This is a genomic window from Adlercreutzia equolifaciens DSM 19450, assembly GCF_000478885.1.
GTDB classification, from domain to species: Bacteria; Actinomycetota; Coriobacteriia; order Coriobacteriales; family Eggerthellaceae; genus Adlercreutzia; species Adlercreutzia equolifaciens.
Genome location: NC_022567.1, coordinates 1,435,998 through 1,461,623, shown reverse-complemented (window position 1 = coordinate 1,461,623; position 25,626 = coordinate 1,435,998). Strand labels below are relative to the sequence as shown.

21 protein-coding genes are annotated in these 25,626 nt (G+C 62.4%); 15 read left to right on the top strand and 6 right to left on the bottom strand.

All coding sequences use genetic code 11. From position 1 onward, the window contains the following. Positions 1 to 77 precede the first annotated feature (77 nt). Both trxB and trxA read right to left on the bottom strand, forming a co-directional pair. On the bottom strand, positions 78 to 1,088 hold the full coding sequence (gene trxB, locus AEQU_RS05815; protein ID WP_022740002.1) for a thioredoxin-disulfide reductase: 1,011 nt from the start codon (positions 1,086 to 1,088) through the stop codon (positions 78 to 80). Between the two features lie 178 nt (positions 1,089 to 1,266). Continuing rightward, the gene (gene trxA, locus AEQU_RS05810) at positions 1,267 to 1,575 is read right to left on the bottom strand and encodes a thioredoxin (protein WP_022740001.1); all 309 of its coding nucleotides are present in this window, start codon (positions 1,573 to 1,575) and stop codon (positions 1,267 to 1,269) included. Between the two features lie 295 nt (positions 1,576 to 1,870). Here trxA and AEQU_RS05805 point away from each other — a divergent pair, with 295 nt between their 5' ends. Beyond that, the gene (locus tag AEQU_RS05805; RefSeq protein ID WP_022740000.1) at positions 1,871 to 3,259 is read left to right on the top strand and encodes a cation:proton antiporter; all 1,389 of its coding nucleotides are present in this window, start codon (positions 1,871 to 1,873) and stop codon (positions 3,257 to 3,259) included. An 11-nt stretch (positions 3,260 to 3,270) separates the two neighbouring features. Here the strand turns inward: AEQU_RS05805 and AEQU_RS05800 are convergent, their stop codons facing one another. Next, entirely contained in the window at positions 3,271 to 4,806 is a 1,536-nt protein-coding gene (locus AEQU_RS05800) for a response regulator transcription factor (protein ID WP_022739999.1), read from the bottom strand. Between the two features lie 409 nt (positions 4,807 to 5,215). Here AEQU_RS05800 and AEQU_RS05795 point away from each other — a divergent pair, with 409 nt between their 5' ends. The 7 genes from AEQU_RS05795 (at position 5,216) to AEQU_RS05765 (ending at position 13,283) form a co-directional block, all read left to right on the top strand. After that, positions 5,216 to 7,996 carry a molybdopterin-containing oxidoreductase family protein gene (locus AEQU_RS05795; RefSeq protein ID WP_158318401.1) on the top strand — a complete coding sequence of 927 codons (2,781 nt, stop codon included), beginning with the start codon at positions 5,216 to 5,218 and terminating at the stop codon, positions 7,994 to 7,996. A 17-nt stretch (positions 7,997 to 8,013) separates the two neighbouring features. Continuing rightward, the gene (locus tag AEQU_RS05790; protein ID WP_041714520.1) at positions 8,014 to 8,592 is read left to right on the top strand and encodes a 4Fe-4S dicluster domain-containing protein; all 579 of its coding nucleotides are present in this window, start codon (positions 8,014 to 8,016) and stop codon (positions 8,590 to 8,592) included. Between the two features lie 90 nt (positions 8,593 to 8,682). Beyond that, positions 8,683 to 9,534 carry a TorD/DmsD family molecular chaperone gene (locus AEQU_RS05785; RefSeq protein ID WP_022739996.1) on the top strand — a complete coding sequence of 284 codons (852 nt, stop codon included), beginning with the start codon at positions 8,683 to 8,685 and terminating at the stop codon, positions 9,532 to 9,534. Between the two features lie 130 nt (positions 9,535 to 9,664). Continuing rightward, the gene (locus AEQU_RS05780) at positions 9,665 to 9,961 is read left to right on the top strand and encodes a nucleotidyltransferase family protein (protein WP_022739995.1); all 297 of its coding nucleotides are present in this window, start codon (positions 9,665 to 9,667) and stop codon (positions 9,959 to 9,961) included. A 122-nt stretch (positions 9,962 to 10,083) separates the two neighbouring features. Next, a complete protein-coding gene (gene prfA, locus AEQU_RS05775) occupies positions 10,084 to 11,157 on the top strand; it encodes a peptide chain release factor 1 (RefSeq protein ID WP_022739994.1) in 1,074 nt (357 codons plus the stop codon). Between the two features lie 171 nt (positions 11,158 to 11,328). After that, positions 11,329 to 12,438, top strand: a complete 1,110-nt coding sequence (locus AEQU_RS05770) for a N5-glutamine methyltransferase family protein (protein WP_022739993.1) — start codon at positions 11,329 to 11,331, stop codon at positions 12,436 to 12,438. A 14-nt stretch (positions 12,439 to 12,452) separates the two neighbouring features. Further along, complete coding sequence (locus AEQU_RS05765; protein ID WP_022739992.1) at positions 12,453 to 13,283, top strand: purine-nucleoside phosphorylase; 831 nt, start codon at positions 12,453 to 12,455, stop codon at positions 13,281 to 13,283. A gap of 168 nt (positions 13,284 to 13,451) precedes the next feature. On the opposite strand, the gene AEQU_RS05760 is transcribed toward AEQU_RS05765, so the two are convergent. Together AEQU_RS05760 and AEQU_RS05755 are read right to left on the bottom strand one after the other, a co-directional pair. Next, positions 13,452 to 14,012: a gamma carbonic anhydrase family protein gene (locus tag AEQU_RS05760; protein WP_022739991.1), complete on the bottom strand. Its 561-nt coding sequence runs from the start codon at positions 14,010 to 14,012 to the stop codon at positions 13,452 to 13,454. A 230-nt stretch (positions 14,013 to 14,242) separates the two neighbouring features. After that, positions 14,243 to 15,262: a hypothetical protein gene (locus tag AEQU_RS05755; protein WP_022739990.1), complete on the bottom strand. Its 1,020-nt coding sequence runs from the start codon at positions 15,260 to 15,262 to the stop codon at positions 14,243 to 14,245. Between the two features lie 510 nt (positions 15,263 to 15,772). On the opposite strand from AEQU_RS05755, the gene ilvD reads away from it, so the two are divergent. The 7 genes from ilvD to rnhA all read left to right on the top strand — a co-directional run bounded on the left by ilvD (position 15,773) and on the right by rnhA (position 23,831). Continuing rightward, on the top strand, positions 15,773 to 17,443 hold the full coding sequence (gene ilvD, locus AEQU_RS05750; protein WP_022739989.1) for a dihydroxy-acid dehydratase: 1,671 nt from the start codon (positions 15,773 to 15,775) through the stop codon (positions 17,441 to 17,443). Continuing rightward, a complete protein-coding gene (ilvB, locus tag AEQU_RS05745; protein ID WP_022739988.1) occupies positions 17,440 to 19,536 on the top strand; it encodes a biosynthetic-type acetolactate synthase large subunit in 2,097 nt (698 codons plus the stop codon). The genes ilvD and ilvB overlap by 4 nt, the downstream gene beginning before the upstream one ends. Then, positions 19,533 to 20,015, top strand: coding sequence for an acetolactate synthase small subunit (ilvN, locus tag AEQU_RS05740; protein WP_022739987.1), 483 nt, complete (start codon positions 19,533 to 19,535; stop codon positions 20,013 to 20,015). Before ilvB ends, ilvN begins: the two co-directional genes overlap by 4 nt. Positions 20,016 to 20,053: 38 nt before the next feature. Then, a complete protein-coding gene (gene ilvC / locus AEQU_RS05735) occupies positions 20,054 to 21,049 on the top strand; it encodes a ketol-acid reductoisomerase (protein ID WP_022739986.1) in 996 nt (331 codons plus the stop codon). A gap of 262 nt (positions 21,050 to 21,311) precedes the next feature. Beyond that, the gene (gene tatA / locus AEQU_RS05730; RefSeq protein ID WP_022739985.1) at positions 21,312 to 21,584 is read left to right on the top strand and encodes a twin-arginine translocase TatA/TatE family subunit; all 273 of its coding nucleotides are present in this window, start codon (positions 21,312 to 21,314) and stop codon (positions 21,582 to 21,584) included. A 210-nt stretch (positions 21,585 to 21,794) separates the two neighbouring features. Next, positions 21,795 to 23,258 (top strand): helix-turn-helix transcriptional regulator, encoded by a 1,464-nt coding sequence (locus AEQU_RS05725; protein ID WP_022739984.1) that lies wholly within the window; start codon positions 21,795 to 21,797, stop codon positions 23,256 to 23,258. A gap of 87 nt (positions 23,259 to 23,345) precedes the next feature. Beyond that, a complete protein-coding gene (gene rnhA, locus AEQU_RS05720) occupies positions 23,346 to 23,831 on the top strand; it encodes a ribonuclease HI (RefSeq protein WP_041715138.1) in 486 nt (161 codons plus the stop codon). A gap of 447 nt (positions 23,832 to 24,278) precedes the next feature. Here rnhA and AEQU_RS05715 read toward each other — a convergent pair whose 3' ends face one another. Then, complete coding sequence (locus AEQU_RS05715; RefSeq protein WP_022739982.1) at positions 24,279 to 25,505, bottom strand: deoxyguanosinetriphosphate triphosphohydrolase family protein; 1,227 nt, start codon at positions 25,503 to 25,505, stop codon at positions 24,279 to 24,281. Between the last annotated feature and the right edge of the window lie 121 nt (positions 25,506 to 25,626).

Here is a 25,626-nt window from a genome sequence, read left to right as displayed (position 1 = left end):
CAACACGGCGCGCCCGGATCCTTTTCGGGATCCGGGCGCGCTTCTTTTATGAATGGGATTTCGGCGCTCGGACGTCTTTATACCGCCGAGGGAGCCTCTTCAATGGCCTCCTTGGCCTCCAGAAACTCTGAGGCGGACTGGGCGCAGTTGGCGCCGTCGGCCACGGCGGTGACCACCTGGCGCAGCTCCTTGGTGCGCACGTCGCCGGCGGCGAACACGCCGGGCATCGTGGTTCTGCCCATGGCGTCGGCGACGATATAGCCTCCGCCATCGGTTTCCAGGTCGCCCTCCAAAAAAGCGGTGTAGGGCCTCATGCCGATGGCGATGAACACGGCCGAGGCGGCAAGCACTCGCTCGTCGTCAGTCTTCACGTTGCGCAGCTTGAGTCCCGTCACGCGCCCGTTCTCGCCCGTGATGAACTCCTCGGCAATGCTGTCCCAGCAGAACTCGACGTTGCCGAGCTCGCGTAGGCGTTCATGGTAGATGGCCGTGGCCCGCAGTTTGTCGCGCCGGTGCACCAGGTACACCTTGCGGCAGATGCGCGCGAGGTAGATGACGTCGGCCGCCGCCGTGTTGCCGCCGCCCACGACCACCACGTCCTTGTCGCGATAGAAGTTGCCGTCGCAGGTGGCGCAATAGGATACGCCGCGGCCGCGCAGCTCATCCTCGCGGGGCAGCCCGAGCTGGCTGGCCACCGCGCCCGTGGCCACGATGACCGTGCGGGCGAAGTAGGTGTTGAAGGGCGTGACGAGCTTGTTGGGCTCGGCGGAGAAGTCCACGGAGGTGACGTCTTCCATGATGGCCTTCGCCCCGAAGGAGAGGGCCTGATCGTACATGTCCATGGATAGCTCGAAGCCGCTGGTGGATCGGGTGTAGCCGGGGTAGTTCTCCAAGTGCTCGGTTTGGGCGCACTGGCCGCCGGGGGAGAGGCGCTCGAATAGGGCGGTGGAAAGTCCGGCGCGGGCCGCGTACAGCGCCGCCGTGAGACCGGCTGGGCCCGCGCCGATGATGGCGAGGTCGTACACCTCCTGGCCCTCATCGGGCCCCACCGGCGCGCCCATGCGGTTGTCGGTAACTTGTTCAGTCATAGTTGTGGGTCTCCCTCGGGCGGGACCACGGGGCACCTTGATTCGCTCAGACAGTCCTCGATGATATCGAAGGCGAGGCGATCTTGCGTACTCTGCGGCTTTGCGCCTTCGATACCATCTGCGGAACTCGCTCGGTCAAGGCACCCCGTGTTCCTGCTGAACATTGCTTCTGTTGAAACTAGAGCATCGCGAGGATGTTCTGCTTGGGCTGGGCGCCGAGGCGCTCATTTTTGATCTGGCCGTTCTCGAAGACGATGAGGGTCGGCACGCTGGAGACCTGGTACTTGAAGGCCAAGTCCGGACTCTGATCGATGTCCACCTTGTAGACGGCCACCTGACCCGCCTTTTCGGCCGCGATCTCGTCGATGACCGGCGCCACCATGCGGCACGGGCCGCACCAGGTGGCGAAGAAGTCGACGAGCACCGGGGTCTTCGCTTCGAGCACCTTCGTCTGGAACTCGTCAGCCGTCTTGATTACCTCAGCCATGATATCCTCCTAAATGGATGTTCGTATAGCGCGGAATGGGCCGAACTCGCCTTGGTGCGCATCGGCTGGGATCCGCTTCTGCCTGGTATTCTAGCCAAAGGCGCCGCCGGCGCGACGCCGCGTCAAGGGGCTGACACGAAACCGTGGCACAGACGGCAGATAATCTGCGGCTGAATCGCTCACGTCTTCAACAGTCTGTCATCGCCGCTCCCTGTATGCCGCCCACATTCGTTAAAATGCCTATAGTGGACTCGAAAACCGCGCGCGTTCGCGCAGGGGAGAGAAAGGAAGCGTCATGGCGATCGATTTGGTCTCGCTGGCCCTCATATCGCTGGTGTCCGTCGCGTGCCCCATCATCGCCGGGCTCATTCCGGGCAAGCCGATTCCCGAGACGGTGCTCCTTCTTCTAGCCGGGGCGCTGCTCGGCCCTCACGGGCTCGGTGCCATTCAGTCTACCGACGCCATCAACCTGCTGTCGGATTTGGGCCTCGCCTTCCTGTTCCTTCTCGCCGGCTACGAGATATCGCCGAAGAGCCTCACCGGCACGGAGGGGAAGCGCGGCGCCGTCACCTGGGCTGTCACCTTCGCCATCGCGTTCGTCGTCGTGGCCATTTGGCCGACGCTGTCGGCCTTCGAGCTGGACGGCCTGGCCGTGGTCATCGCGCTCACTACCACGGCCATGGGCACGCTTCTGCCCATTCTGCAGGAGCGCGGCATCCTGGGCACGCGGATGGGGAACGAGATCATCGCCTACGGCACCTGGGGCGAGCTGCTTCCCATCATCGCCATGGCGCTTCTGCTCTCGACCCGGGCCACCTGGCAGACCGTGGTCATCCTCCTCGCGTTCCTCGCTATCGCCGTGGCGGCCGCCGCCGTGCCGAAGATCGCCGAGCGCATCGGCGGCTACGTGCACCGGTTCATCGTTGCCAATGCCAACACCAACACGCAGATGGTCATCCGTTCGGTGAATCTGCTGCTCATCGGCCTGACGGCTGTTTCCGCCGTCTTCGATTTGGATATCGTGCTCGGCGCCTTCGCCGCCGGCTTCATCCTGCGCTACCTCATCCCTGAGGGCGACCAGACCATGGAGATGAAGCACAACGCCATCGCCTACGGTTTCCTCGTGCCGCTGTTCTTCGTGGTGTCCGGGGCGAAGGTGGACGTGCGGGCCATCGGTGCCGAGCCGGAGCTTTTGGGGCTGTTCATCCTCCTTCTGCTGTTCGTGCGCGCGCTGCCCATCTTCGTGGGCCTCTCCACGGGACGCGAGTCGCGCACCATGGACGTGCGCGAGCGGCTTACCGTCGCCTTCTACTGCACGACGGCGCTTCCCATCATCGTGGCCGTCACCAGCGTGGCCGTCTCCGCCGAGGCCATGAGCCAGCAGACCGCCTCCGTGCTCGTGGCCGCCGGCGGCGTCACGGTGTTCCTCATGCCGCTGCTCGCCTCCGTCATGGCCCATTCGGTCAATGCCGATCTGGGAGAGGCGCTGCACGAAATCCGCGAGCAGCCCCGCGCCGTGGCCCATATTCTGGCTGAGCACCGTCGTCGCGAGCGCGAGCTGCACCGCCAGCTGAAGGCGCGTCTGGCCGCAGCGGGCGCGCGCCATGCCGACACCTTCGACCTCACCGAGCGCTGCCCCGGGGGCGTCTGCAACGTTCCAGATTCCGAAGACGACGGCCATTGATCGTCTTTGATTTACCTTGGTTTCGAGGACTTTTGCGGCGACTGATCTTTGACATAGTCCGTCGAGGCCCGGACTATGTCAATCAACTCCTGCTTCTTATGAATGCCCATCTTCGCATAGAGCCGCTTGCAATGAGTTTGCACAGTGCCGGTGGATATGACCAAGCTTTCGGCGATAGCAGGGACGGTGTTCCCTCTGGCGAGCAGTTCTAGTACCTCGGCTTCACGCGCCGTGAGACGAAAGCGAGCTGCTGTATTGGCGCACTGTTTCGCAAGCCTGTCCCAATAGGGATTGCGGAGGGCGTCCCGAGGATTGGTTGAAACGACCAGGCGCGAATCGGAATCGGGGACATGGCTAAGGGCGATAAACTCTGCATTCGTGAATGCTGTCGTCTTCGAATCGAGATCGCCCCGTACTAAATAGAAAACGAGTGACGTGACGAACATGGCCGATAGGGCGATGACGAACCCATGCGGTTGTCCGAAGAAGGCATAGGTCGTCAGTATCGAGCTGAAGCCATAACCGAGAAGCTGCATAACGTTGACAATGCCGAAATAGAATCCAAACATAAACAAAGGACTTATTCCATCTCTCTTGCACGTTTGGCAACACTGCACCATCCCTATGGATACCAAAAGAGAAAAGATTCCATACGCGATGCCGTAAGTGATCTGAGGGAGCGCTGTGGCGAATAGCGGAATGGCGGCAAGTAGGCAGAGTAGGAACGGAAAGAGCGAGCGGAATACCTGTATGACATTGAAAGAGAAGGAGCGGCGCTGCCATAGCGCCATGATGGCCAAGGACGCTACAAGCATTCCGAGCAGTGGTGCATAAGTAAATATTCCATTTAAGGTGCTATTGCTACTTGTAAACGCCGATCTTAAAACCGTGTACAGGAAGGCAAGTGAGCCGATGCATAAAGCGCTTTTCCATGACAAGACCATGACATTGAGATAGGTGCGCCGATGGTCGAGCGGGCGCTCGGCGTACATCGGCGCGCTCCAGTCCATCGAACGGTAGCAACGGGTCAAAGTGACGGCCGCAACAAGCAATATCACCGCACGCAGCCCCATCGTTTGGCTGCTGCTTGATATAAGGCCTAGCAAAGCAAAGAGCAAAACGGGAAGTCCGCGACCGACCAGTATGTCAGCGATGCACTGGTCGTCGTCCTCGCTGGCAAAGTATTGTTCCCACAATAGGTAGAGCAGGGGCGCGCCAATGTTGTTCGCTATCGTGCCCGCAACGTTTGCCTCAATGGGGATTTCGAATCCGCATTGCCGGAAGAGAGCGGTGGCCATGTTCGCATATATGAGACCGAGTGCCCCGAAGACAACTGGGCCCTTTGCGGATGCAGGAGCGAAGAAGCCTATGAACATACATAGGATCCATGTCAGGCAGTAGGTCAAGGGGCTTATAAGCTCCATGAGCAAATGGGGCAAACCGCTTTCAGCATTCGGAACAAAAGGAAGCCATTCGGCCATAGAGTTGGCAGCAATGATGAGTGCGAAGCTAAGAGAAGCTTCGGTGATGTATTTGATGCGTTTCAACGGGATCCTCCTCTGAAGCTATCCTAGCACGAAAGGGATCGACAAGAGACTGCGCAAAGTGTCTGAAAGACGTCCGAAGGGCAATATCCCATGTTTCATGAGACGCGATTTACCTCGAGGTATCCAATTTCATGACCGGCTGCCCTCCTGTCTCGATTTAGCATGACCAACCAGTTCGGCGCTGTCGGATATGGATGATCGTCTGAGCGGGTATCGAGAGATGCTGTTTAAGTTTTTAAATCCCCCTCCCTTCTTCCCTCGCCGCTTCCGAGCACGCTATACGTCGACGGCTCCGAACCTTGAGCAACTCGAATGCTCATTTGCAGCGCGGAACATCCAAAGGAGAGAGGAGATCACTTGCTTGGACACGCTTTGGCGAAAAATCAACATACGAACAGGAGGAGGATCAATGTCGTCAAAAAACAGTACCACCGTTAGCCGCCGTAGTTTCTTGCGCGGCGGAGCTACGGCCGCCGCATTGGCTGCTGCAGGTGCGGCTTTTGGCTGCGCGCCAAACAGCGAAGGAAGCTTATCTGCAACGGGGGAGAAGGCCGATGCCACCGATCTGAATCAACACGTTGTTGATTCAGATGGGGCGATTCTAGAAGGGCGAGGACGCTGGCAGGGCGTTCCGTGCCCCAAGGGATGCTCGCTTACGTGCTCTCCGTGCCAATATGTCGTTGACAGCGTCCCCATGCGAGGGAAGGTTGTCGATTATTTCGAAGAGGATAGCTACAATCTCCAGCTGAGAAGCTGCCACGCTTACAAAGTCGCTCGAGAGTGGATATACAGCCCCAGCCGCATCAAGTATCCCATGAAGCGCAAGGGATGGCAGCCTGGTGGCGGAGAGAATTCGAACGGCCAGATGCGTGGCAAAGACGAATGGGAGCGCATCAGTTGGGATGAGGCGCTCGACCTCTGCGCCGCGGAGATTAAGCGTATATATGGAACCTATGGCCCCACATGCACCATCAGCTTTATCAGCATGGGCGGCTCGATCCAGAATGTTCTGAACCTCATGGGTGGTTACGTAGAGATCAACGACACTATTTCCTGCGGAACATGGCAGGCGGATACGAGTTGGTGGGGCCTGCCCTTCTACGGAAACTACATGGGCGACGACCCCCAGGATTGGGTATATGCCGACTATTTCGTTCTCGCGTCCTCGGATCCCGTGTTTACCGCGAACGCCTCCGGCGCTTATCTGACGGCTGCGAAAGAAGCGGGAGCGAAATTCGTCTATGTGGGGCCTTGCTACAACCAGGGTGCTACTCAACTTGAAGCGCGGTGGATCCCGGTTCGTCCCGGAACTGATACAGCGTTTTGGAACGGTGTCGCCTACGAGATGGTGAAGCTGGACGAGAGCGCGGGCGATGTCATCGATTGGGAGTTCCTCGCCAAGTACACCAAGGGCTTCACGATGGACAACATGCCCGACGACGCCAAACTCCAGGAATGTTACCAAGGGTATCTGTTGGGAGAGTACGACGACACGCCCAAAACAGCGGCGTGGGCCAGCCTCATTTGCGGTGCACCTGAGCAGGACATCAAGGACATGGCCGCGATCATGAGCAAGCAGAACAACGTAATTTTGGCGACGGGCACAGCTGCGGCGCGTTGCACCGGTGTGGAGAACTATCCCCAGATGATCTATACCATCGGGCTCATGGGCGGCCATATGGGCAAGCAGGGCAATGCCGTGTTCTACAACCTGACAGCGATGAACTACGTCACTAAAGCCTACACTGGGGCACGCGGTCGCGCGGCGTCTTCGATTCAGAACCCCCTGAAGTTCGAGGCCGAGCCAGGAGTCAATCTCGCGGGCATCCCTTCGGTTGGGCGCAACTTGATCGCCGCGCCGCTGCATTGGCGCAACATGCTTGAGGGGAAGTACACCTCTTACGGCGCCCATTCCCAGCAGGAATCGCCGAATCCCTATAACAGTGGCGTTGAGCACGACATCAACGTCAAATTCATCTGGAACGGATGCCGCAACTTCCTCTCGATGAGCATCGATTTGTTCAACGCGGTGAAAGTGTACAGGAACTGTGAGTTCGTTCTCACCAACGCCATTTATGCGTCCACGGTCGCGCGATTCAGCGATATCGTGCTGCCGGTTCCTTCCAAATGGGAGGGCAGCTTCGACCATGCGGAGTATGCGTGGCCGAGCGGCACCGTCAATCGTTACTATGGCGTCGACTTCGTATCTGCCAACTATCCCGTGTGCGAGCCCATGTGGGAGTGCCACTCGGACGATTGGATATCCAGGGAGATAGGTGCGCGCCTGGGTTTCGATCCCGACGAGATTGTTGCAACGGATGCCATCCAGAGCTATTTCAATTGCATGGCCGGTGGTGTCGCGACAGATGAGGATGGGACCGAGCACACGCTGCTGACGATTACTCAAGACACCATCGATCGTCACGGCGTCGAACTAGAGCCCCAAGAGGGTGAGGTCGATTTCGAGGAATTCGTCGAGCACGGCGGTTACCAATATCCTCGCTCGAAGGACGATGCCTACGCGAAGCGCTATTGCTATCAGGACTTTATCGATGACCCCGCCGCGAATCCTCTTCCTTCGGCAAGTGGCCTGTGGGAGATTTATAGTCAGCTGAAAGCGGACAATTTCAATACGCCCGACTTCGTCGATCCTGAAACACCGATGAAGCCCTACCCCAACTACTACGAGCCTACGATAGGGTACGAAAAGACGTTCAGCGATTGGGACAAGCAGATCAAGGGCGATTATCCCTATCAGTTCTTCACTTTCCATCCGGCCCGTGGCAGCCATTCCGACAACTGGAGCCTTGTCGGCAAGGAGCTGTATCCCCACAGCCTTTACATTAATCCAGTCGATGCTCAGAAGGAGGGGTTGGAGGAAGGCGATACGGCTCGTATCTGGAATCCTGATGGCGGATGCATTTTGCGACGCGTCACGTTGATGGAGGGGGTCATGCCCGGTTGCCTGGGCCTGGCGGAGAGCGCTGGCAACCTCGATCTCGACGAGTCGGATCCGGAGCATTGGATCGACCGCGGCGGTTCTGCCAATGTCCTTACCCCTGCAGTTCGTAGCAATTACATGCCCGGATTGTCCGGCTACAACAACGGTATCGTCAATATTGAGAAGTACGAGGGAGAGCCCGTGCCGCCCGATTGCGAGCGCGATATCTTCCAGATTGAGGAACAGTAAGGAAAGGAGGGCTGGAAATGAGTCTGGGATTTTACTTTGATATGACGCGTTGCTCCGGATGCGCCGCGTGCCGCACGGCGTGTCAAGATCGTTTCGATCTCTTCGAGGTCGGGTTCGCTCCTCGCAGGGTGCATCGCTATCAAACGGGCACTTTTCCTTCGGTGGCCGGGTACGTCACAAGCGTTTCTTGCAACCATTGCGAGAAACCGGCATGTGTCGAAAATTGTCCGACGGGAGCTATGTTCAAGAACAAGGATGGCCTTGTGCTGCATGACGATGATGTGTGCATCAGCTGTCAAACGTGCCTGAACGTATGCCCCTATGGCGCACCTCAGTACATCGAGGCAGAAAACCTCGTTGTGAAGTGCGATACCTGCAACGCTCTGCGGGAAGGCGGATACTTGCCGGTGTGCGTGGACGCATGTCCCTATCGCGCATTAGAGTTCGGTGACTTGAATGAACTGCGTTTAGCCCATGGCGACGATTTGGTTCAGGAGGTGTCGGTGCTTCCCAGCGCTGAAGTGACGGGGCCCAATCTGCTGATTAAGTCGCGTGAAGCTGCCCTCGAGAGCGGTTATCGCGAGGTGACCTACTAATAGTCGCGGACGCGGGGCGTCTTTATGCCCCGCGTCTCTCTGTCGAGAGCGAGTTATTTGATGTTCGGTATGAGTGAGGCAGGAGGTGCCATGACGGAAGAAATGGACTCTTGCAAAAAGATACTATCTGCAAGGGCGTATCTCTATCTGCTGTTCCACAAGCTTTACGGTGGTGAGCCGACTGAAGAGTTGATGGAAGCGCTCGGCGGCTCTGATACTTCGGAGGCCTTGGGCATTTACGCCCAAGAGGACGAGACGATCGAAAAATGCCAGGGCTTTCTTGAGAGACTGTGTCGCGAGCTGGCAGATGATGAGAGGCGGCAACGCTTTCTCGGGCTATGCGGTGACGAGTACGTCGCAATCTTCTACGGGTTTCCGAAGGCGCTTGTGGTTCCGTCTGAGTCTTTCTATCGCTCTGGCGATCATTCCCTGCTTTCGGAAGTGACATTAGCCGTTCGGGACTTTTACCGTCGGTTCAATGTTCTTCCTGCGCGCTATCCGCGAACGCCGGATGACCATATTGCGCTAGAAATGGCCTTCATGTCGTGTCTTGCCCGAGATGCCATGGAGGCATTCGATAAGAGAGATTGGCGCGAGCTCGTGACGCTTCTGCAGGCGCAAGCGAAGTTCGCCGACGATCATCTGCTTGCATGGATCCCCTCATTTGCGGCAGAAGTGCGTAAAATGAGCGATCCTTGCCTTTACCCGCAGCTGATCAAGACTACTGAAGCATTTGTTTCGACGGACCGTCAGTGCTTGAACAACATCGCGCTCTGGCTTGCCGAGGAAGTGGCTCCGACGGATAGAGATGCGCCCTTGGGTGGCACGGATGGCAACGCAGCGGTCTCATCCCATGAAGATGGGACAGGGGCATTGGATCGCTTGGAATCTTTGCGATTGCCGCATCTGGAGGACAACGAGCTTGTGCCAACCACTGCGTAAATAGCTGCAAGCGTCATCTTACAGAAAGGGACGGAATGGCTTCCGTCCCTTTCTTTGGTTCGGAGATGTTGCGTCCCAAATATTCTTATCTGACGCTAAAATGGGGCTCAAACGAAAGGAGGAAGCATCGATGGAAACGGGTTTGCTCACAACAGATCAAATTCGCTCGTGGGTCATACCTTTGCTTGAGAAGTACGACATGCGCTCGGCGAGCTTGTTCGGGTCCTATGCTCGCGACGAGGCAGATGCGTCCTCTGACATTGACATCTTGTTTGTGGGGAACCCAGGTTTCAGGCCCCTCAATGTGTTTGGGGTGGCAGAGGATCTTCATCGGCTTTCGGGCAAAAAGGTTGATGTGTTCGGGCTTTCCGAACTCGACGCCGGGCCATTCCGCGATGCTGTCCCGAGGGACGCGGTGCCATTGTAGGGTCTGCTTTCCGCCATGGTCTTTCACCGAAGGGCGCGTTTGTTGGTGCCCCTTCTGCTACAATGCAAAGTTGCGCCTTCGGGCGCTTTCCAACACACCCGTTTCACGCAAAGGAAGCACCCATGCAGGAAACTGATATGAAAGAGAAGCTCCAGAAGATCATCGAGGCCTACGACGAGCTGCAGGCCAAGATGGGCGATCCGGCAGTGCTCGCCGATCAGAAGGAGTACAACCGGCTCGCCAAGGAGTACGCCTCCCAGGGCCCGCTCGCCAAGAAGGCGGCCGAGTACGTGGCGGCCATGGACGATTTGGAAGCGGCCAAGGAGATGCTCTCCGACGCCGACATGAAGGAGTTCGCCCAGGAGGAGATCGCCTCCATCGAGGGCCGGTTGCCCCAGCTGGAGGAGGACATCAAGTTCATGCTCATCCCGGCCGATCCGGCCGACGAAAAGGACATCATCGTGGAGATCCGCGCGGCGGCCGGCGGCGACGAGGCCGCCATTTTCGCCGGCGACCTCTACAAGATGTACGAGCGCTTCGCCGCTGCCCAGGGCTGGAAGACCGAGACCATGGACGCCTCGCCCTCCGAGGCCGGCGGCTTCAAGGAGATCCAGTTCAAGGTGAAGGGCGATCACGTGTACTCGGTCATGAAGTTCGAGTCCGGCGTGCACCGTGTCCAGCGCGTGCCCAAGACCGAGTCCCAGGGGCGCATCCATACCTCCACGGCCACCGTGGCCGTCCTTCCCGAGGCCGACGAGGTGGAAGTGGAGATCAACGAGGGCGACCTGCGCATCGACGTGTACCGCGCCGGCGGCCCGGGTGGCCAGTGCGTGAACACGACCGACTCCGCCGTGCGCATCACGCACCTGCCCACGGGTCTCGTGGTGCAGTCCCAGGACCAGAAGTCGCAGCTGCAGAACAAGATTGCGGCCATGGCCGTGCTGCGCGCCCGCCTCTACGAGAAGATGCTCGCCGAGCAGCAGGCCGCCGAGGGCGCCGAGCGTCTGGCCCAGATCGGCTCCGGCGACCGCTCCGAGAAGATCCGCACCTACAACGGGCCGCAGGACCGCGTGACCGACCACCGCATCGGGTTCAACTCCACCTACAACGGGGTGCTTCTGGGCGACAACCTGGGGGATGTGATCACGGCTTTGCAGGCCGCCGACCGCGCGCAAAAGCTGGAAGCTGCTGTTTAGCCTCAACCTGACGGCGCGGCCAGGAGGCGACGGCACCGTGCTCAAACAGCATTCAATGGCAGGGCTTGCAAAGGGTTGCGGCTTTCACGGATGCCATTGAATGAACTGCGCGCGGCACCATCGCCTCCTGTCCGCGCCTGACTTCTACACTACTGAAAGGCCGTTAACCCGATGTCTGAATGGACGATAAAGAAAGCGCTGGAATGGACTGAGGGGTACCTGGCCGACAAGGGGGATGAGAATCCCCGGCTCTCGGCGCAGTGGCTGCTCTCCGAGGCCTGCGGACTTTCGCGCACGCAGCTCTTCGTCAATTTCGATCGGCCGCTTTCGGAGGACGAGCGTGGGGTGCTGCGCGACTATGTGCGGCGGCGCGGGGCCGGGGAGCCCTTGCAGTACATCACTGGGGAAGTGGCTTTTCGGCACATCAACGTGAAGGTGCGGCCCGGTGTGCTCATTCCGCGGCCCGAGACCGAGGTGCTCGTGAGCGAAGTGCTTGCGGCGCTGCCGACGCCCGGCCCCCGCGATGTGGCGTGGAACCCCGAGGCCGCCGAGCAGGAGCGCGAGGCCGTTGCTGCCGTGAAGAAGGCCCTGGAGGAGGCGGGGGAATCTGCTTCCCTCTCCGTAGGGGGCGACCTCGGTCGCCCCTCGGCTGCGAATGACGACGATGCTGATGCGGCAGCCGAACCGAGTGATGCTGCGGAGGACTCCTCCGTAGGGGGCGACCTTGGTCGCTCCTCGTCTGCAAGCATGGATGAGACTCGAAAGAGCCTTCTCGTGGCCGACCTGTGCACGGGATCCGGTTGCATCGCCTGCTCGCTGGCCTACGAGCACCCGGATGTGCGGGTCATCGCCACGGATGTCGCGCCGGAGGCGGTGGCGCTCGCCAAAGAAAACACCGAGGCCTTGGGGCTTGCCGACCGCGTGGCCGTGCTGCAGTGCTCGCTGGGCTCCGGCATCGGCGAGAAGCGCATGGGCACCTTCGACGCCGTGGTCTCCAACCCGCCCTACGTGCCCACCGCCGTTATGGCTGGCATTCCGCGCGAGGTGGCCGATTTCGAGCCGACGCTCGCCCTGGACGGGGGCGCCGACGGGCTCGATCTGTTCCGGCCGCTCGCCCAGTGGGCCGCCCGGGCCCTGAAGCCTGGCGGCGTGCTCGCCTGCGAGCTGTATGAGGGGCATATGGATGCCGCCCGTGCCGTGGCCGAGCAAGCGGGATTCGTCGACGTGCATATCGTGGACGATCTGACGGGAAGACCCCGCGTACTGGTGGCGAAACGCTAGAAAGGATATTCTCTATGGCTCTGGAAAACCTGAGGGGGACGCTGGATGCGGCCCAGGCGGTGATGGAGGAGCGCCTGGGCGCTTTCCGGCCGGAACTCGGGTTGATTTTGGGATCGGGGCTCGGTCCTCTGGCCGAGCGCATCGCCGATCCCGTCTTCGTCCCCTTCGGCGAGGTGCCCGGCATGGGCGTCTCCACGGCCAACGGTCACGTGGGGCGCTTCGTGTCCGGCATGCTGGGCGGCAAACGGGTGCTCGCCATGCAGGGACGTCTCCACGGCTACGAGGGCTACACCGCCCAAGAGGTCGCCTTCCCCGTGTGGCTCATGGCCCGGCTCGGGGCTGGTACGCTCATCACCACCAACGCTGCCGGCGCCATCAACGAGAGCTACCGCGTCGGCGACTTCTGCATCATGACCGACCAGCTGAACTTCACGGGGCGCAACCCCATCACCGGTACCGAGCCCGCCGCCATGGCGCCGCGGTTCTTCTCCATGTTGGACGCTTACGACCCGGTCCTGCGCCAGCTGGCCCGGCAGACTGCCGAGGCGCTGGCCATTCCCGTGCAGGAGGGCGTCTACCTGGGCCTGCTCGGCCCCTCCTTCGAGACGCCGGCGGAGATTCAGATGTTCCGCTCTTGGGGCGCCGACACCGTGGCCATGTCCGTGTGCGAGGAGGTCATCGCGGCGCGCCATGTGGGGATGCGCGTGCTCGGCATCTCGCTCGTAAGCAACATGGCCTGCGGCGTGGAGGGCGCGAGCCCCTCCGACGAGGAGGTGCACGAGGTGGCCCAAACAAGAGAAGCCGACTTCTGCCGGCTTATTGAGGGGGTTCTTCTCAAGATATAGCGCGTTTCGCTCGTGAAAACTAGTGCGAAAGCCCATCTGTAGGGGGGCGACCTCGGTCGCCCCTCAGCCGCGAGGTAATTAGCGCTGATGCGATAGCTTCTACGGCTTTCGAGCATTAGGGCTGACCAAGGTCAGCCCCTACGGACTCGTCTGACAGCGTGCCGTTCGCTAGCTCTGCTTAAGGGCGATGGTGCGGGCGTCGGCGGGAACGTCGGCGCCCCAGTAGAGGATGCCCTGCTCGGCTAGGTCGCGGCCGATGGCGGCGTAGCCCTCGGCCGCCTCGCGGTTGCCGGCGATTTCCTCCTCGGTCAGCGCCCGGCGCACCTTCGCCGGCACGCCCACCACAAGCGACCCTTCCGGCACCTGCGTGCCTTCGGTCACCAGAGCGCCGGCGGCCACCAGCGAGTTCGCGCCGATGTGCGCCCCGTTCATGACGACGGCTCCCATGCCCACGAGCACGTTGTCGCCGAGCGTGCAGCCGTGCACCACGGCCCCGTGCCCGATGGTCACGTCGCGGCCCACGATGCAGTCCTGGTTGTAATCGAGGTGCAGGCAGCTGTTCTCCTGCACGTTGGAGCCCTCGCCCACGACGATGCGGCTGCCGTAATCGCCGCGCAGCGTGGCATTGAACAGGATCGTGGCATCTTTGGCCACTTCCACGTTACCCACCAGCGTGGCGTTGGGGGCGATGCGCGACTCGGGATGAACGGTGACCTGGCGGTAATCCATGGGATCTCCTTGCAACGTGTTCTAAAGCTTAGCCCCACACATTACCGCTCTTGAGAAACGAAGAAAACACCCAAACCGCGGGAACCGTTGCGAGGATTCACGGTTTGTTTTAGAAATGACGGTTAGCGTAGCTTGAAACTACGACACCCGTCATTTCTAAAGCAGATTTCCGGAAAACTGAAGCGAAAAACTACGCTAACTGTCATTTCTAAAGCACGCAGCGTGCGCCTCTAGACCTCGTGCACCGTGAAGGCGAGGGCGGCGGCGTCGGTGATGTCATCGAAAGCCCATCCTTTGGCCGAGCGGCTCGCGCTCGTCGGGTCGTGCAGCACGATGTGGGAGTCCTTGTCGATGTCGTCCAGCACCACCACTGAGGCGGCGGGCGCGAAAGTGCCGGGCTGCGTGACGACGAGCACGGGCACATTCGAGACGATGGCATGGCGCAGCGTCCGGTCGTCAACGATCATGGGATCCACGGCGAGCCCGAATGCGGTGCCTCCCTGCTGCAGGAAGGCACCGATGGTGTCGACGCCGGCGGCAGTCAGATCGTGATCGGTGGCCCATTGAGCGAACTCGACGGGAGTGTAGGTGGTGTCGCCCGTGGCCGCCACGTAGGCCATAGCCAGGGCGACGGGGGCGGCCCCGGTGGAGGCGAGCGTGGCCTGCCCATAGGGCACGTCGGCCCAGGAGGTGTCACTTTGGTACAGCGAGGGCACGACGCCCTGCTCCCACTGGTCCGCGGCCGTGCTCTGGGCGGCGCCCGCATCGGCGGTGGCGTACGGCGAGTCGGCGGCCGCCGGCGCCGGCAGCAGCCACCAATAGGCCAAAAGCGCCACGAAGAGCAGTACCAAAGCGGCGGCTACGGCGTAAATTGCCAGACGCAGTCCTTGGTGGGCCCGCATCATGGGAACGAGTCCCTGGGCCTTCAGCTCGGAAAGCTGCGGATGGTTCGAGGCATAGGCGCGGAAAGCACGCCACGACGGCGTGAGCATCGGGTGCTCGGCGCGGTCGGTCAGCTCGAGGGTGACGGGATCGGGAACGAAGTTGCTCGCGGCCGCGGCGCGCGGATGCAGCGAGGCGGTGCGAACGGGGCGCGCTGCTTGCCCGTCATCCTGCGGCTGCGCGGCGCCCGGGGAGTTGCCCGCAAGGGAAGGGCGCGGGGAGCGGGGTTTCGGCTTCGCCGCGGAGACGCTCGGAGGGACGGTTCCGGTAGCCGACAGCTTGCGACGATGGACGGTGGCGGTGCTCATGGCCGTATCCTCTCCTGAATAGACGTTTCCCTTTCCTGACTAGTTTATGGAAGGCGCGGTCAGCAGGGATGACGGACCGTCAAACGTCATGGCGGCGCGTCCCATTTGTCACCGCCCGTGCCCGTTTCGTCAGATTCCCGTAGAAATATGAGCGAAAAGCCTTGCGATTGATCGCAGGAGTGCTAAACTCCCGAGCCAAGTTAATACCGATGAAATGCGTTGACGAGGAAAAGTAGGGGCGAACCCATCTGAAGAGAGCCTGCGGTTGGTGCGAGCAGGCGGTGGGCGACCCGAAAAGCCACCTCCGAGCAGTTCGGTGCGAACGACCTTTCGGTTGACAGGCTTACCGCCGGGCCGAAGGGGGCAAGTAGCGTCGGACCGGCGACACCGTTATCTGTCGTAGAGCCTCCCTGTGCGCGTCGTCGCACGGCTGTCTCGTTTTCCGGCCCGGTGCATCTTGCAGCGGGTTTTTGTGTATTTGGAGACGCAGCGCGAGAGGAAGCGAGGCCTATGGAACTGAGGAGCGACCAGATCAAGCGAGGGGAGGCGCGCGCGCCGCACCGCAGCCTGCTCAAAGCGGACGGCATCACCGACGAGGAGATGGACCGCCCCTTCATCGCGGTGCTGAGCTCGCGCAACGACGTCATTCCCGGGCACACCCACTTGGACAAGATCGCCGAGGCCGTGAAGGCCGGCATCTATATGGCCGGTGGCGTCCCCTTCGAAATTTCCACCATCGGCGTGTGCGACGGTATCGCCATGAACCATGAGGGCATGCACTACTCGCTCGTATCGCGCGAGGTCATCGCCGATTCCGTGGAATGCGCCGTCATGGGGCACGCCTTCGATGGCCTGGTGTGCATCCCGAACTGCGACAAGATCGTTCCCGGCATGATCTTGGGCGCGCTGCGGGCGAACGTGCCGACGGTGTTCGTCTCCGGCGGCCCCATGCTTCCCGGCACGGGCCCGGACGGGGAGGGCTCCACCGATCTGAACACGCTCTTCGACGGGGCGGGGAAGGTGGCGGCCGGCACCATGACCGAAGAGGAGCTCGCCTACTTCGAGGACACGGCCTGCCCCACCTGCGGCAGCTGCTCGGGCATGTTCACGGCGAACTCCATGAACTGTCTGTGCGAGGCGCTCGGCATTGCGCTTCCGGGCAACGGCACCGTGCCGGCCGTCTACTCCGAGCGGATTCGTCTGGCCAAGCGCGCGGGCATGAAGGTGATGGAACTGCTCCGCGATAACGTGCGCATCAAGGACATTCTGAATGCGGCGGCCGTGCGCAACGCCATGGAATGCGACATGGCCTTCGGCGGCTCCACGAACACGGTGCTGCACCTGACGGCCATCGCGAACGCAGCGGGATGCCCCATTGCCATGGCCGACTGGGACGCAGCCAGCGCGTGCACGCCGCACTTGGTGAAGCTCGCGCCCTCCGGCCCGCGCCCGCTCATCGACCTGTACCGTGCCGGCGGCGTGCCGGCGGTCATGGGGGAGCTGGGGCGGTTGGGGCTGCTGGACGAGAGCGCGCTCACCTGCATGGGGCCTCTGCCCGAGTACCTGGCGAGATGCTGCCCCCCGGCCGACGGCGAGGTGTGCCGCACGGGCGAGAACCCCTATTCCGCCCAGGGCGCCCTCAAGGTGCTCTACGGCAACCTGGCGCCCGACGGCTCGGTGGTGAAGAAGGCGGCGGTGGATCCGTCCATGTTATGCCACACCGGGCCGGCCCGCGTGTTCGATTCGGAAGAGGCGGCCTGCGCGGCCATCAACGGCGGCGCGATCGTCTCGGGAGATGTGGTGGTCATCCGCTACGAGGGGCCGGCCGGAGGCCCGGGCATGCGCGAGATGCTCGCGCCCACCTCGGCCATCTGCGGCATGGGGCTTTCCACCTCGGTGGCCCTGATCACCGACGGGCGCTTCTCCGGCGCCACCAAGGGGCCGGCCGTGGGGCACGTGAGCCCCGAGGCGGCGGCCGGCGGCCCCATCGCCCTCATCTGCGAGGGCGATTCCGTCACCGTGGACATCGAGGGCGGCGCGCTGACGCTGAACGTGAGCGACGAGGAGCTCGCGCGCCGGCGCGCGGCGTGGGAGCCACCGGCGCCCAAGTACGATGCGGGCGTGTTGGCCAAGTACGCGAAACTGGTAACTTCTGCCGACAAGGGGGCGATCATCCTGTGAGCGATATCAACGACAGCACTGCAGCCGCAAGCGCGGCAACGCCGGCCGAGGACAAGCCGACAACGCCGGTCCGGCGCAACGCCGCCACCCAAGGCGCGCCCCGGGGTGCGGGCTCGCGCACGGCCAAGCAGGGCCGCACCATGCTCGGCGCCGAGGCCGTCGTCGCCAGCCTCGAGGCCGAGGGGGTGACGACGGTGTTCGGCTACCCGGGCGGCCAGGCAATCAAGCTCTACGACGCACTGTACGACTCCGACCAGATCACCCACGTGCTCGCCCGCCACGAGCAGGGGGCCGTGCACATGGCCGACGGCTATGCCCGCTCCACTGGGCGCGCCGGCGTGGCCATCGTCACCTCGGGGCCGGGTGCCACGAACACGGTGACCGGCATCGCCACGGCCTACATGGACTCCGTGCCCCTCGTCATCATCACCGGCCAGGTGGGCCGCGGGGTCATCGGCACCGACTCCTTCCAAGAATCCGACATCGTGGGCATCACGATGCCCGTGGTCAAGCACTCCTATCTGCTGCAATCCACCGACGAGCTCACCCGCACCATCCGCGAGGCCTTCCACATCGCCGTCACGGGGCGCCCAGGCCCCGTGCTTATCGACATCCCGAGCGACGTGGCCGGCGAGACCATGGTGTTCGAGTACCCGGATGCGGTGAACCTGCCCTCCTACAAGCCCACCTACCGCGGCAACGCCAAGCAGATTCGCGCCGCCTGCCGCCTTCTGGAAGAGGCGGAACAACCTCTGCTCTACGTCGGCGGCGGCGTCATTTCATCAGAGGCGACCGACGAGATTGTGGCCCTCATGGACAAGATGCGCATTCCCGCCGTCGTCACCCTCATGGGCAAGGGCGGCGTGCCCGCGAGCCATCCGCTGAACCTGGGGCCGGTGGGCATGCACGGGGCGAAGTACTCGAACATGGCCATGACCGAGGCCGACCTCATCATCGCCGCCGGTGCGCGCTTCTCCGACCGGGTCACCGGGCGCGTCACCGAGTTCGCCCCCAACGCGAAGATCGTGCACATCGACATCGACCCGGCGGAGATCGGGAAGATCCGCGATGCCGATGTGCCCATTGTGGGCGACTTGAAGGGCATCATCGCCGGCATGCTCGAGGTGCTCGAGAAGGACGGCGCCGCCCCGCGCGACGACCAGTGGATCGCCGATATCGACGCGTGGCGCGCCCGCTACCCGTTCTACCACCCGAACATGGCCGAGAACGAGGAGAGCGACGAGATCGTTCCCGAGCTCGTCATTGCTGAGCTGGGACGCCAGCTGGATCCGGCGGCCTCCATTGTCACCACCGAGGTGGGCCAGCACCAGATGTGGGCGCACCAGTTTTTGCCCCGCGAGTTCCCGCGCACCTTCCTTTCTTCTGGGGGGCTCGGCACCATGGGCTTCGGCTTCCCGGCCGCCATCGGGGCGGCGGTGGCGAACCCCGATGCCACGGTGGTCTGCATCGCCGGCGACGGGTCGTTCCAGATGAACTCCCAGGAAATGGCCACGGCCGCCATCAACGGCGTGCCCGTGAAGGTCATGATCCTGGACAACCGCTGCCTCGGCATGGTCCACCAATGGCAGAAGCTGTTCTACGACAAGCGCTATTCTCAGACGCTGCTTGCGCCCGTGCCCGACTTCGTGAAGCTGGCGGAGGCCTACGGCTGGGAGGGCGAACGCGTGGAGGCGCCCGGCGAGGTCGCTGCTGCTATCGAGCGCATGCTGGCCGCAGCGGGGCCCTACCTCTTGGATGTGGCCATCTCTCCCGAGCAGAACGTCTATCCCATGGTGGCGCCGGGGGCGGCCTTGGGCGACGTCATGGGGGCGATCGACGTGGCCGTGGGCGCCGTGCGCACCGATGTGCCCGCCGCCCCGGGTTCTCTGCGGGCCCGGGCGGCCGCGGCCGGCGCGGCGGCCGCCACCTCTCCCTGCGCCAAGCTGGACGCCCAGTTCGGCGGCCGCTGGGAGATAGACCCCGAGGACACGGGCGCCCGTTTGGGCCAGGACGGCTCCACCGTGGACGTGCGCCCCGAAGACTGGAAGACGCTGTTCCGCGACGGCGACGAAGAGAAGGGGGGCGCGCGATGAAGCACGTTCTGTCCGTCCTGGTGGAGAACCGCCCCGGCGTGCTGTCCCGCGTGACGGGGCTCATCTCGCGGCGCGGCTTCAACATCGAGTCGCTGTCCGTGGGCCCTACCGAAGACCCCACCCTCTCGCGCGTCACCGCCATCGTGCTCGCCGACGACGTGGCCTACGAGCAAATCACCAAGCAGCTGCACAAGCTCATCAGCGTGCACAAGATCACCGACCTCACCGATGAGGGCGCCATCGAGCGCGAGCTGGTGCTGTTCAAGGTGAACGCCGCGCCCGAGCGCCGCAGCGAGATCATCGAGATCGCCAACATCTTCCGCGCGAAGATCGTGGACGTGGGCAAAAGCTCGCTGACCATCGAGGCCACCGGCGACGACGCGAAGCTTCGGGGCCTGGAGGATCTGCTGCGCGCCTACGGCATCAAGGAAACTGTCCGCACCGGCAAAGTAGCCCTCTCCCGCAGCTCGCGAGATTAGGAAATAGAAAAGGCAACAAGAGAAAGGAACCAAAACTCATGGCCGTCACCATCTACTACGAACAGGACTGCAACCCCGACATCATCAAGGACAAGAAGATCGCCATCATCGGCTACGGATCCCAGGGTCATGCCCACGCGCTGAACCTCAAGGACTCCGGCTGCGACGTGCGCGTGGGCCTGCGCGAGGGCTCGCACTCCATCGAGGCCGCCGAGGAGGCCGGCCTGCGCGTCACCGACATGGCCACGGCCGCCGAGGAGGCCGACCTCATCATGGTGCTCGTGCCCGACGAGCTGCAGCCCGAGGTGTACGAGACCTACATCGCCCCGCATCTTAAGGCCGGCGACACCCTTGCCTTCGCCCACGGCTTCAACATCCACTACGGCTACATCACCCCGCCCGAGGACGTGAACGTCATCATGTGTGCGCCGAAGGGCCCCGGCCACATCGTGCGCCGCCAGTACACCGAGGGCTCCGGCGTGCCCGATCTCATCTGCGTGGCCCAGGATGCCACGGGCGACGCCTGGGACATCGCGCTGTCCTACGCCTGGGGCGTGGGCGGGGCGCGCGCCGGCGTCATCAAGGCCACCTTCGCCCAGGAAACCGAGGAGGACCTCTTCGGCGAGCAGGCCGTGCTCTGCGGCGGTCTGGTGGAGCTGGTGAAGGCCGGCTTCGAGACCTTGGTGGATGCGGGCTACCCGCCGGAGCTCGCGTACTTCGAGTGCTACCACGAGATGAAGATGATCGTCGACCTCATGTACGAGAGCGGCATCCACTTCATGAACTACTCCATCTCCAACACCGCCGAGTACGGCGAGTACTACGCGGGCCCGAAGGTCATCAACGAGCAGAGCCGCGAGGCCATGCGCGAGATCCTCGCCCGCATCCAGGACGGCACCTTCGCCGAGGAGTTCGTCGCCGACTGCAAGAACGGGCACGCGTGGCTCCTCGAGCAGCGCGAGGCCATCAACAACCACGAGATCGAGAAGACCGGCGAGCGCATCCGCGGCATGTTCAGCTGGATCCACGAGTAGGAAAAATCTCCCATAGTTGTTCCGTAGGGGCTGACCTCGGTCAGCCCTTTTTTGCGTAAGCTTCTGACCAGCGAAAACGAGCTTTGTCACGTAAAGGTGTGACAGGGAAATTTCTTCGCCACGTGACAAAATCACGAGTCTGCGTGATAGGCAGGAGGCTTGGAAGGGGGCATAGTGGGCGGCGTCGAAACGCAAGAAACCGTGAAGCGCGGCGCAAGGAGTGTCCCGGCCGGCTTCGAAGCAAAGAAGGAGATTACCCACTATGAAGATTCTCGGACTGGGCGTGCCTGAGCTCGTTATCATCCTCGTCGTCGTGCTGCTCATCTTCGGGCCGAAGAACCTTCCCAAACTCGGCGCCTCCCTCGGCAAGACTGTGAAGAGCCTGCGCGAGGGCATGGCCTTCGATAAGAAGGACGACGAAGAGGTCGAGGAGATCGTCGAGATCGTCGAGGACGAGCCCGAGGTCGCCTACGCCACTGCCGGCGAGTCCGAGACCAAGGTGGTCAAGAAGGTCGTTCGCAAGAAGGCCGAGTAGCATTCGTGAACCGTCCCTGCGCCCTCAGGTGCGGGGTTCGTTTCAACCCTCCCTCCCAAGAGAAGCGGCAGCTGCCAGATACGGCCAGCGCCGCTTCTCTTCGTTTTACCAGATGCGGTTCATTTCGTCGGATGTCTCCGTCGGTGAGAACCGATGCGCTTGGTTGCGATAGAATACACCGTTGTCAATGCGAGAGAGAAAGGGAGGTTCATGGCGACGATGACGCTTTCGCGTTTGCGCCAAGCGCGCTACGCCATCCTCGGTTTCGGTTGCAACCAGGCCTTTCTCTTCGCCATGCTGTATCTGGGCTCCTATAACGAGAGCAGCCAGCACGGGTTCCTCATCGATCGGGCCGACCTGCTCTGCGTGCTCCTCGTCATGGCCGCCACCTTCGCGCTCATGACCCGCGAGCGCCGGCGTCGGCATCTCATGGTCGTGGCCGAGGGTCTCGTTCGCTGCTACGCGCTGCCGTTGGTGGGAGCGCTGTACCTCATCGTTGCGCTGCACAGCCTTGCGCCCGGCATTCCGTGGCTCGCGCTTGCCGCCGTGGAGGGGCTGGCCGCCGGCGTTCCGCTCGCGCTGCTTCTATGTCGGTGGGGCCGGGTATTGGGGGAGGCTTCCATCGACCAGTCCGTGCCCGAGGTGTTCATCGGGAGCGCCCTGGGCGCGGCCGTCTGCTTCTTCGTCGTCGCCATTCCGGTAGAGGGCGCCTACATCCTGCTGTACGTGCTGCCCGTGGGAAGTGCCTGGGCCCTGCGTGCGCTCGGCGAGCCTGATGACCGCGACGCCGAGCCCGCGGCGGCCGACGATCCAACCGAGGAGGCCACCAAGCTCTCCGGTCGCATTATCGCCGGCACGGTGGTCTACGGCCTGGCCACCGGTGCCGTGGAGGCCCTTGCCACCAGCGCCGAGGGGGGAGCCGCGTCATCGCTTTCCGTCACCTTCGTGCTCTTCGTGCTGTATTGCGCCGCTGCGCTGCAGCTCTACGGGGGTCGTCCGCTCTCGGTGGGCGTGCGCGCCGTGCTGCCCACGGGGCCCGATCAGGAGGTGGGGCCGCTCGGCGGCGCGTACCGGCTCGCCATCCTGCTCATGGTGGGCGGTTTCGTGGCGGTGCCGCTGCTGGAGAGCGTGAACGTCTCCGGCGTGGCCGTGGTGCTCGCCGGCTATCTGGGGGTCTTCTCGGTGCTCGTCTCGCTGTTCCTCATCATGGGCCGCATTGGCGGCGGGGACGCGGCGCGCTCCTTCGCCCGGGGCTTCGCGGCGCTGTTCGCGGGCGAGATCACCGGCGTGCTCGTCGGCGGCGTGCTCGGGGCGCTTCCCGGCGCCTTCGACGTGTCGGCGGCGCTCGTGGCCCTGGCCGGCGTGGCGGTGCTGTACGCGTATCTGTTCCTGTTCACTGACCGCGACATGGCAGCGCTCTCGGTGGTCATCGCCCAGAGCGACCGTTTCGAGGAGGCCTGCGATCTCATCGCGCGCACGGCGAAGCTCTCGAAGCGCGAGGCCGAGATCTTGCCGCTCGCCCTGCGCGGCCGCACCGCCGAGCGCATCGCCGGCGAGTTCTTCATCTCGAAGAACACCGTGGACACGCACCTGCGCCGCATCTACGCCAAGTGTGGCGTGCACACCCGCCAGGAGCTCATCGACCTGGGCGAGCGCACGGAAGCGGAGCTGTAGCCCATGACCGCGCAATCCGGCTTCTCTTTCAACGACTTCGCCGTCGCGGGCCACGTGGCGGCATCTTCCAACTACCAAGGAGCTCCCATGGAAGTGACCCTGTACTCCGACGGCTCGTCCCGAGGCAACCCCGGGCCGGGCGGCTACGGCACCATTCTGCGCTATACGGCGCCCTCGGGCGCGGTACACGAGAAGGAGTTCTCCGCCGGTTTTTCCTGCACCACCAACAACCGCATGGAGCTGCTCGGCTGCATCGTGGGCCTGGAGGCCTTGAAGCGCCCCTGCACGGTGACGGTGTACTCGGATTCGCAGTACCTCGTGAACGCCTTCAACCAGAACTGGGTGGCGGGCTGGCTCAAGCGCGGTTGGAAGAACTCCCAGAAGCAGCCCGTGAAGAACGTCGATCTGTGGAAGCGCCTGCTCGCCGCCAAAGAGCCCCACACCGTGAAGTTCGTCTGGGTGAAGGGCCACGCCGGGCACGCCGAGAACGAGCGCTGCGACGAGCTCGCCACCACCGCCGCCGACAACCCCGCCTGCCATCAGCAAGACACTGGTTTTCGGGGGGATCTGTGAAGATGACCTTCTCGGGAGACTCTGTGTTTGGAAAGATGCAAAAGTAGTCTTTATGGATCGAGTCTCATTTCGCATCAAGGCATGTATAAAGCGCGAGGATTTGGAAAATGTGTTTAAATGGACGGTATGCTAAGATCCGGACAAACTGAAGAGCAAAAAAGCACATTTTCCAAATCTGAATGTTTAATATGCGAAGGTTAGAATTACAGACTTCGATAAAAGCCTGGTAGAGCGATTGCAAAAAATTAGCACTCGCATAATTGCATCGCCGTGATTTGGAAAATGTGTAATTTTGGAAAGAGCAATTTGGAAAATGTGCTTTTCTGGAGTCCGTTATCGTGGGAATCTTGTGGAAGCTCCAAAATAGCACATTTTCCAAATCGTGCAGAAAACAAAGAGTGGGACGTGCGTTCGGGTTTGCAAGCTAGCGAATCTGATTAGTAAGGGTTAGATGAGATCCGCGCAATAGCCGCGGGTTTGGATCTTGCGGCGGCTTGTCGGGAACAGGTGGCGGTAGATGGCCATGAAGTAGCTGTCGGTCATGGATGCCATGTAGTCCACCACGATCTGGTTCGGCTCGCCGGCCAGGTACTCCTCGGGCACGATGGACCGCGACGCCGCGGCCAGGCGCCGCACGTGGTGCTGGAAGATAGGGCTCTCGCGCCGCTCTTCCAGAAGGTCGGCCAAAAGGCGCGCGTACATCTCCTCGAACATCTCCTCCACGAGGTTCTCGGTGTCGTCCACCATGCCCTCTTTCAAGTAGATGACCTCGTAGTTCTGCTTCTTCGCCAGCTTCAGGTCGCGGAAGACCTCCTCGCTCATGGCAATCTCCGGCTTGCCGTAGGAGTTGTTCACGATGTCCACGGTGAGGTTGTTGATGATCTTGGCGTTGGTCGTGCCGATGATCTCGGAATCGAAGGGGGCCAGCGAGTCGATGACCCCCATGGCCAGCGCGTCCTGGCGGTCCTTGCCGATATACGCGATCATGTCGGCCACGCGCACCACGCAGCCCTCCAGGGTGGACGGGCGCAGGGTCTTGATGGTGGTCTCGTCGGCGGTGCAGGCCTCCACGAGGCCATCCAGCTGATCGAAGGTGGCTGTGTCGCCGAGGTGCAGTACCTGCTGGGCGAACTCGCCGTTGTGGCAGAGCACCCCATCGAGCGTCTGTAGCGAGATGTTGCGGCGGTACAGGTTGTCGAGCACCCGCACCGAGTGCACGTTGTGGTTGAAGGTGCGCCCGGTGCGCGCGCGGTAGCAGGCCGAGAGGAACCGCTCGCCGGCGTGGCCGAAGGGGGTGTGGCCCGTGTCGTGGCCGAGCGCGATGGCCTCGATGAGGTCGCAATTCAGCCCGAGCAGGCTCCCGATGCCCCGGGCCACGCGGCTCACGAGCTGCACGTGCAGGCCGCGCCGCGAGATCTCGTCGTTCTCGGCGAAGGAGAACACCTGGGTCTTGTCGGCGTAGCGGTTGTAGGCGGGCAGGTTCAGCACCTTCTCGATGTCGCGCACGAAGGCCGGGCGCGTGAGCGTGGCGCGGTCGTGGGCGAAGTCCTCGCGGCGCACCACGTCCGCGTCGTCGGTGCGGTAGGGGCTCTCGCGGCCGGCGGCCCGATCGGCCCGAATGGCCTCTTCCACGTCGGGGCTCAGGGTAAGGTAGGGGACGTTGTTCTCTGCCATGGCTCGCTCGCTTTCGCTGGTCGTTAGTTTTGCCGCTATTGTAGCTGCGGAACATCTGTTTGCACATGGCGGTGCTATACTTTCCAGAAAACGACGAAGAGCGACGAGAAGAAAGCGGAGG

What these genes read in the sequence shown, in the direction of transcription:
- AEQU_RS05770 (WP_022739993.1), top strand. Translation starts at nt 11,329, where the DNA reads ATGTCTGAATGGACGATAAAGAAAGCGCTGGAATGGACTGAGGGGTAC.
- ilvC (WP_022739986.1), top strand. Translation starts at nt 20,054, where the DNA reads ATGGCCGTCACCATCTACTACGAACAGGACTGCAACCCCGACATCATC.
- AEQU_RS05805 (WP_022740000.1), top strand. Translation starts at nt 1,871, where the DNA reads ATGGCGATCGATTTGGTCTCGCTGGCCCTCATATCGCTGGTGTCCGTC.
- prfA (WP_022739994.1), top strand. Translation starts at nt 10,084, where the DNA reads ATGCAGGAAACTGATATGAAAGAGAAGCTCCAGAAGATCATCGAGGCC.
- AEQU_RS05785 (WP_022739996.1), top strand. Translation starts at nt 8,683, where the DNA reads ATGACGGAAGAAATGGACTCTTGCAAAAAGATACTATCTGCAAGGGCG.
- tatA (WP_022739985.1), top strand. Translation starts at nt 21,312, where the DNA reads ATGAAGATTCTCGGACTGGGCGTGCCTGAGCTCGTTATCATCCTCGTC.
- AEQU_RS05795 (WP_158318401.1), top strand. Translation starts at nt 5,216, where the DNA reads ATGTCGTCAAAAAACAGTACCACCGTTAGCCGCCGTAGTTTCTTGCGC.
- AEQU_RS05725 (WP_022739984.1), top strand. Translation starts at nt 21,795, where the DNA reads ATGGCGACGATGACGCTTTCGCGTTTGCGCCAAGCGCGCTACGCCATC.
- AEQU_RS05780 (WP_022739995.1), top strand. Translation starts at nt 9,665, where the DNA reads ATGGAAACGGGTTTGCTCACAACAGATCAAATTCGCTCGTGGGTCATA.
- ilvN (WP_022739987.1), top strand. Translation starts at nt 19,533, where the DNA reads ATGAAGCACGTTCTGTCCGTCCTGGTGGAGAACCGCCCCGGCGTGCTG.
- AEQU_RS05715 (WP_022739982.1), bottom strand. Translation starts at nt 25,505, where the DNA reads ATGGCAGAGAACAACGTCCCCTACCTTACCCTGAGCCCCGACGTGGAA.
- AEQU_RS05760 (WP_022739991.1), bottom strand. Translation starts at nt 14,012, where the DNA reads ATGGATTACCGCCAGGTCACCGTTCATCCCGAGTCGCGCATCGCCCCC.
- ilvD (WP_022739989.1), top strand. Translation starts at nt 15,773, where the DNA reads ATGGAACTGAGGAGCGACCAGATCAAGCGAGGGGAGGCGCGCGCGCCG.
- trxB (WP_022740002.1), bottom strand. Translation starts at nt 1,088, where the DNA reads ATGACTGAACAAGTTACCGACAACCGCATGGGCGCGCCGGTGGGGCCC.
- AEQU_RS05765 (WP_022739992.1), top strand. Translation starts at nt 12,453, where the DNA reads ATGGCTCTGGAAAACCTGAGGGGGACGCTGGATGCGGCCCAGGCGGTG.
- rnhA (WP_041715138.1), top strand. Translation starts at nt 23,346, where the DNA reads ATGGAAGTGACCCTGTACTCCGACGGCTCGTCCCGAGGCAACCCCGGG.
- trxA (WP_022740001.1), bottom strand. Translation starts at nt 1,575, where the DNA reads ATGGCTGAGGTAATCAAGACGGCTGACGAGTTCCAGACGAAGGTGCTC.
- AEQU_RS05790 (WP_041714520.1), top strand. Translation starts at nt 8,014, where the DNA reads ATGAGTCTGGGATTTTACTTTGATATGACGCGTTGCTCCGGATGCGCC.
- AEQU_RS05755 (WP_022739990.1), bottom strand. Translation starts at nt 15,262, where the DNA reads ATGAGCACCGCCACCGTCCATCGTCGCAAGCTGTCGGCTACCGGAACC.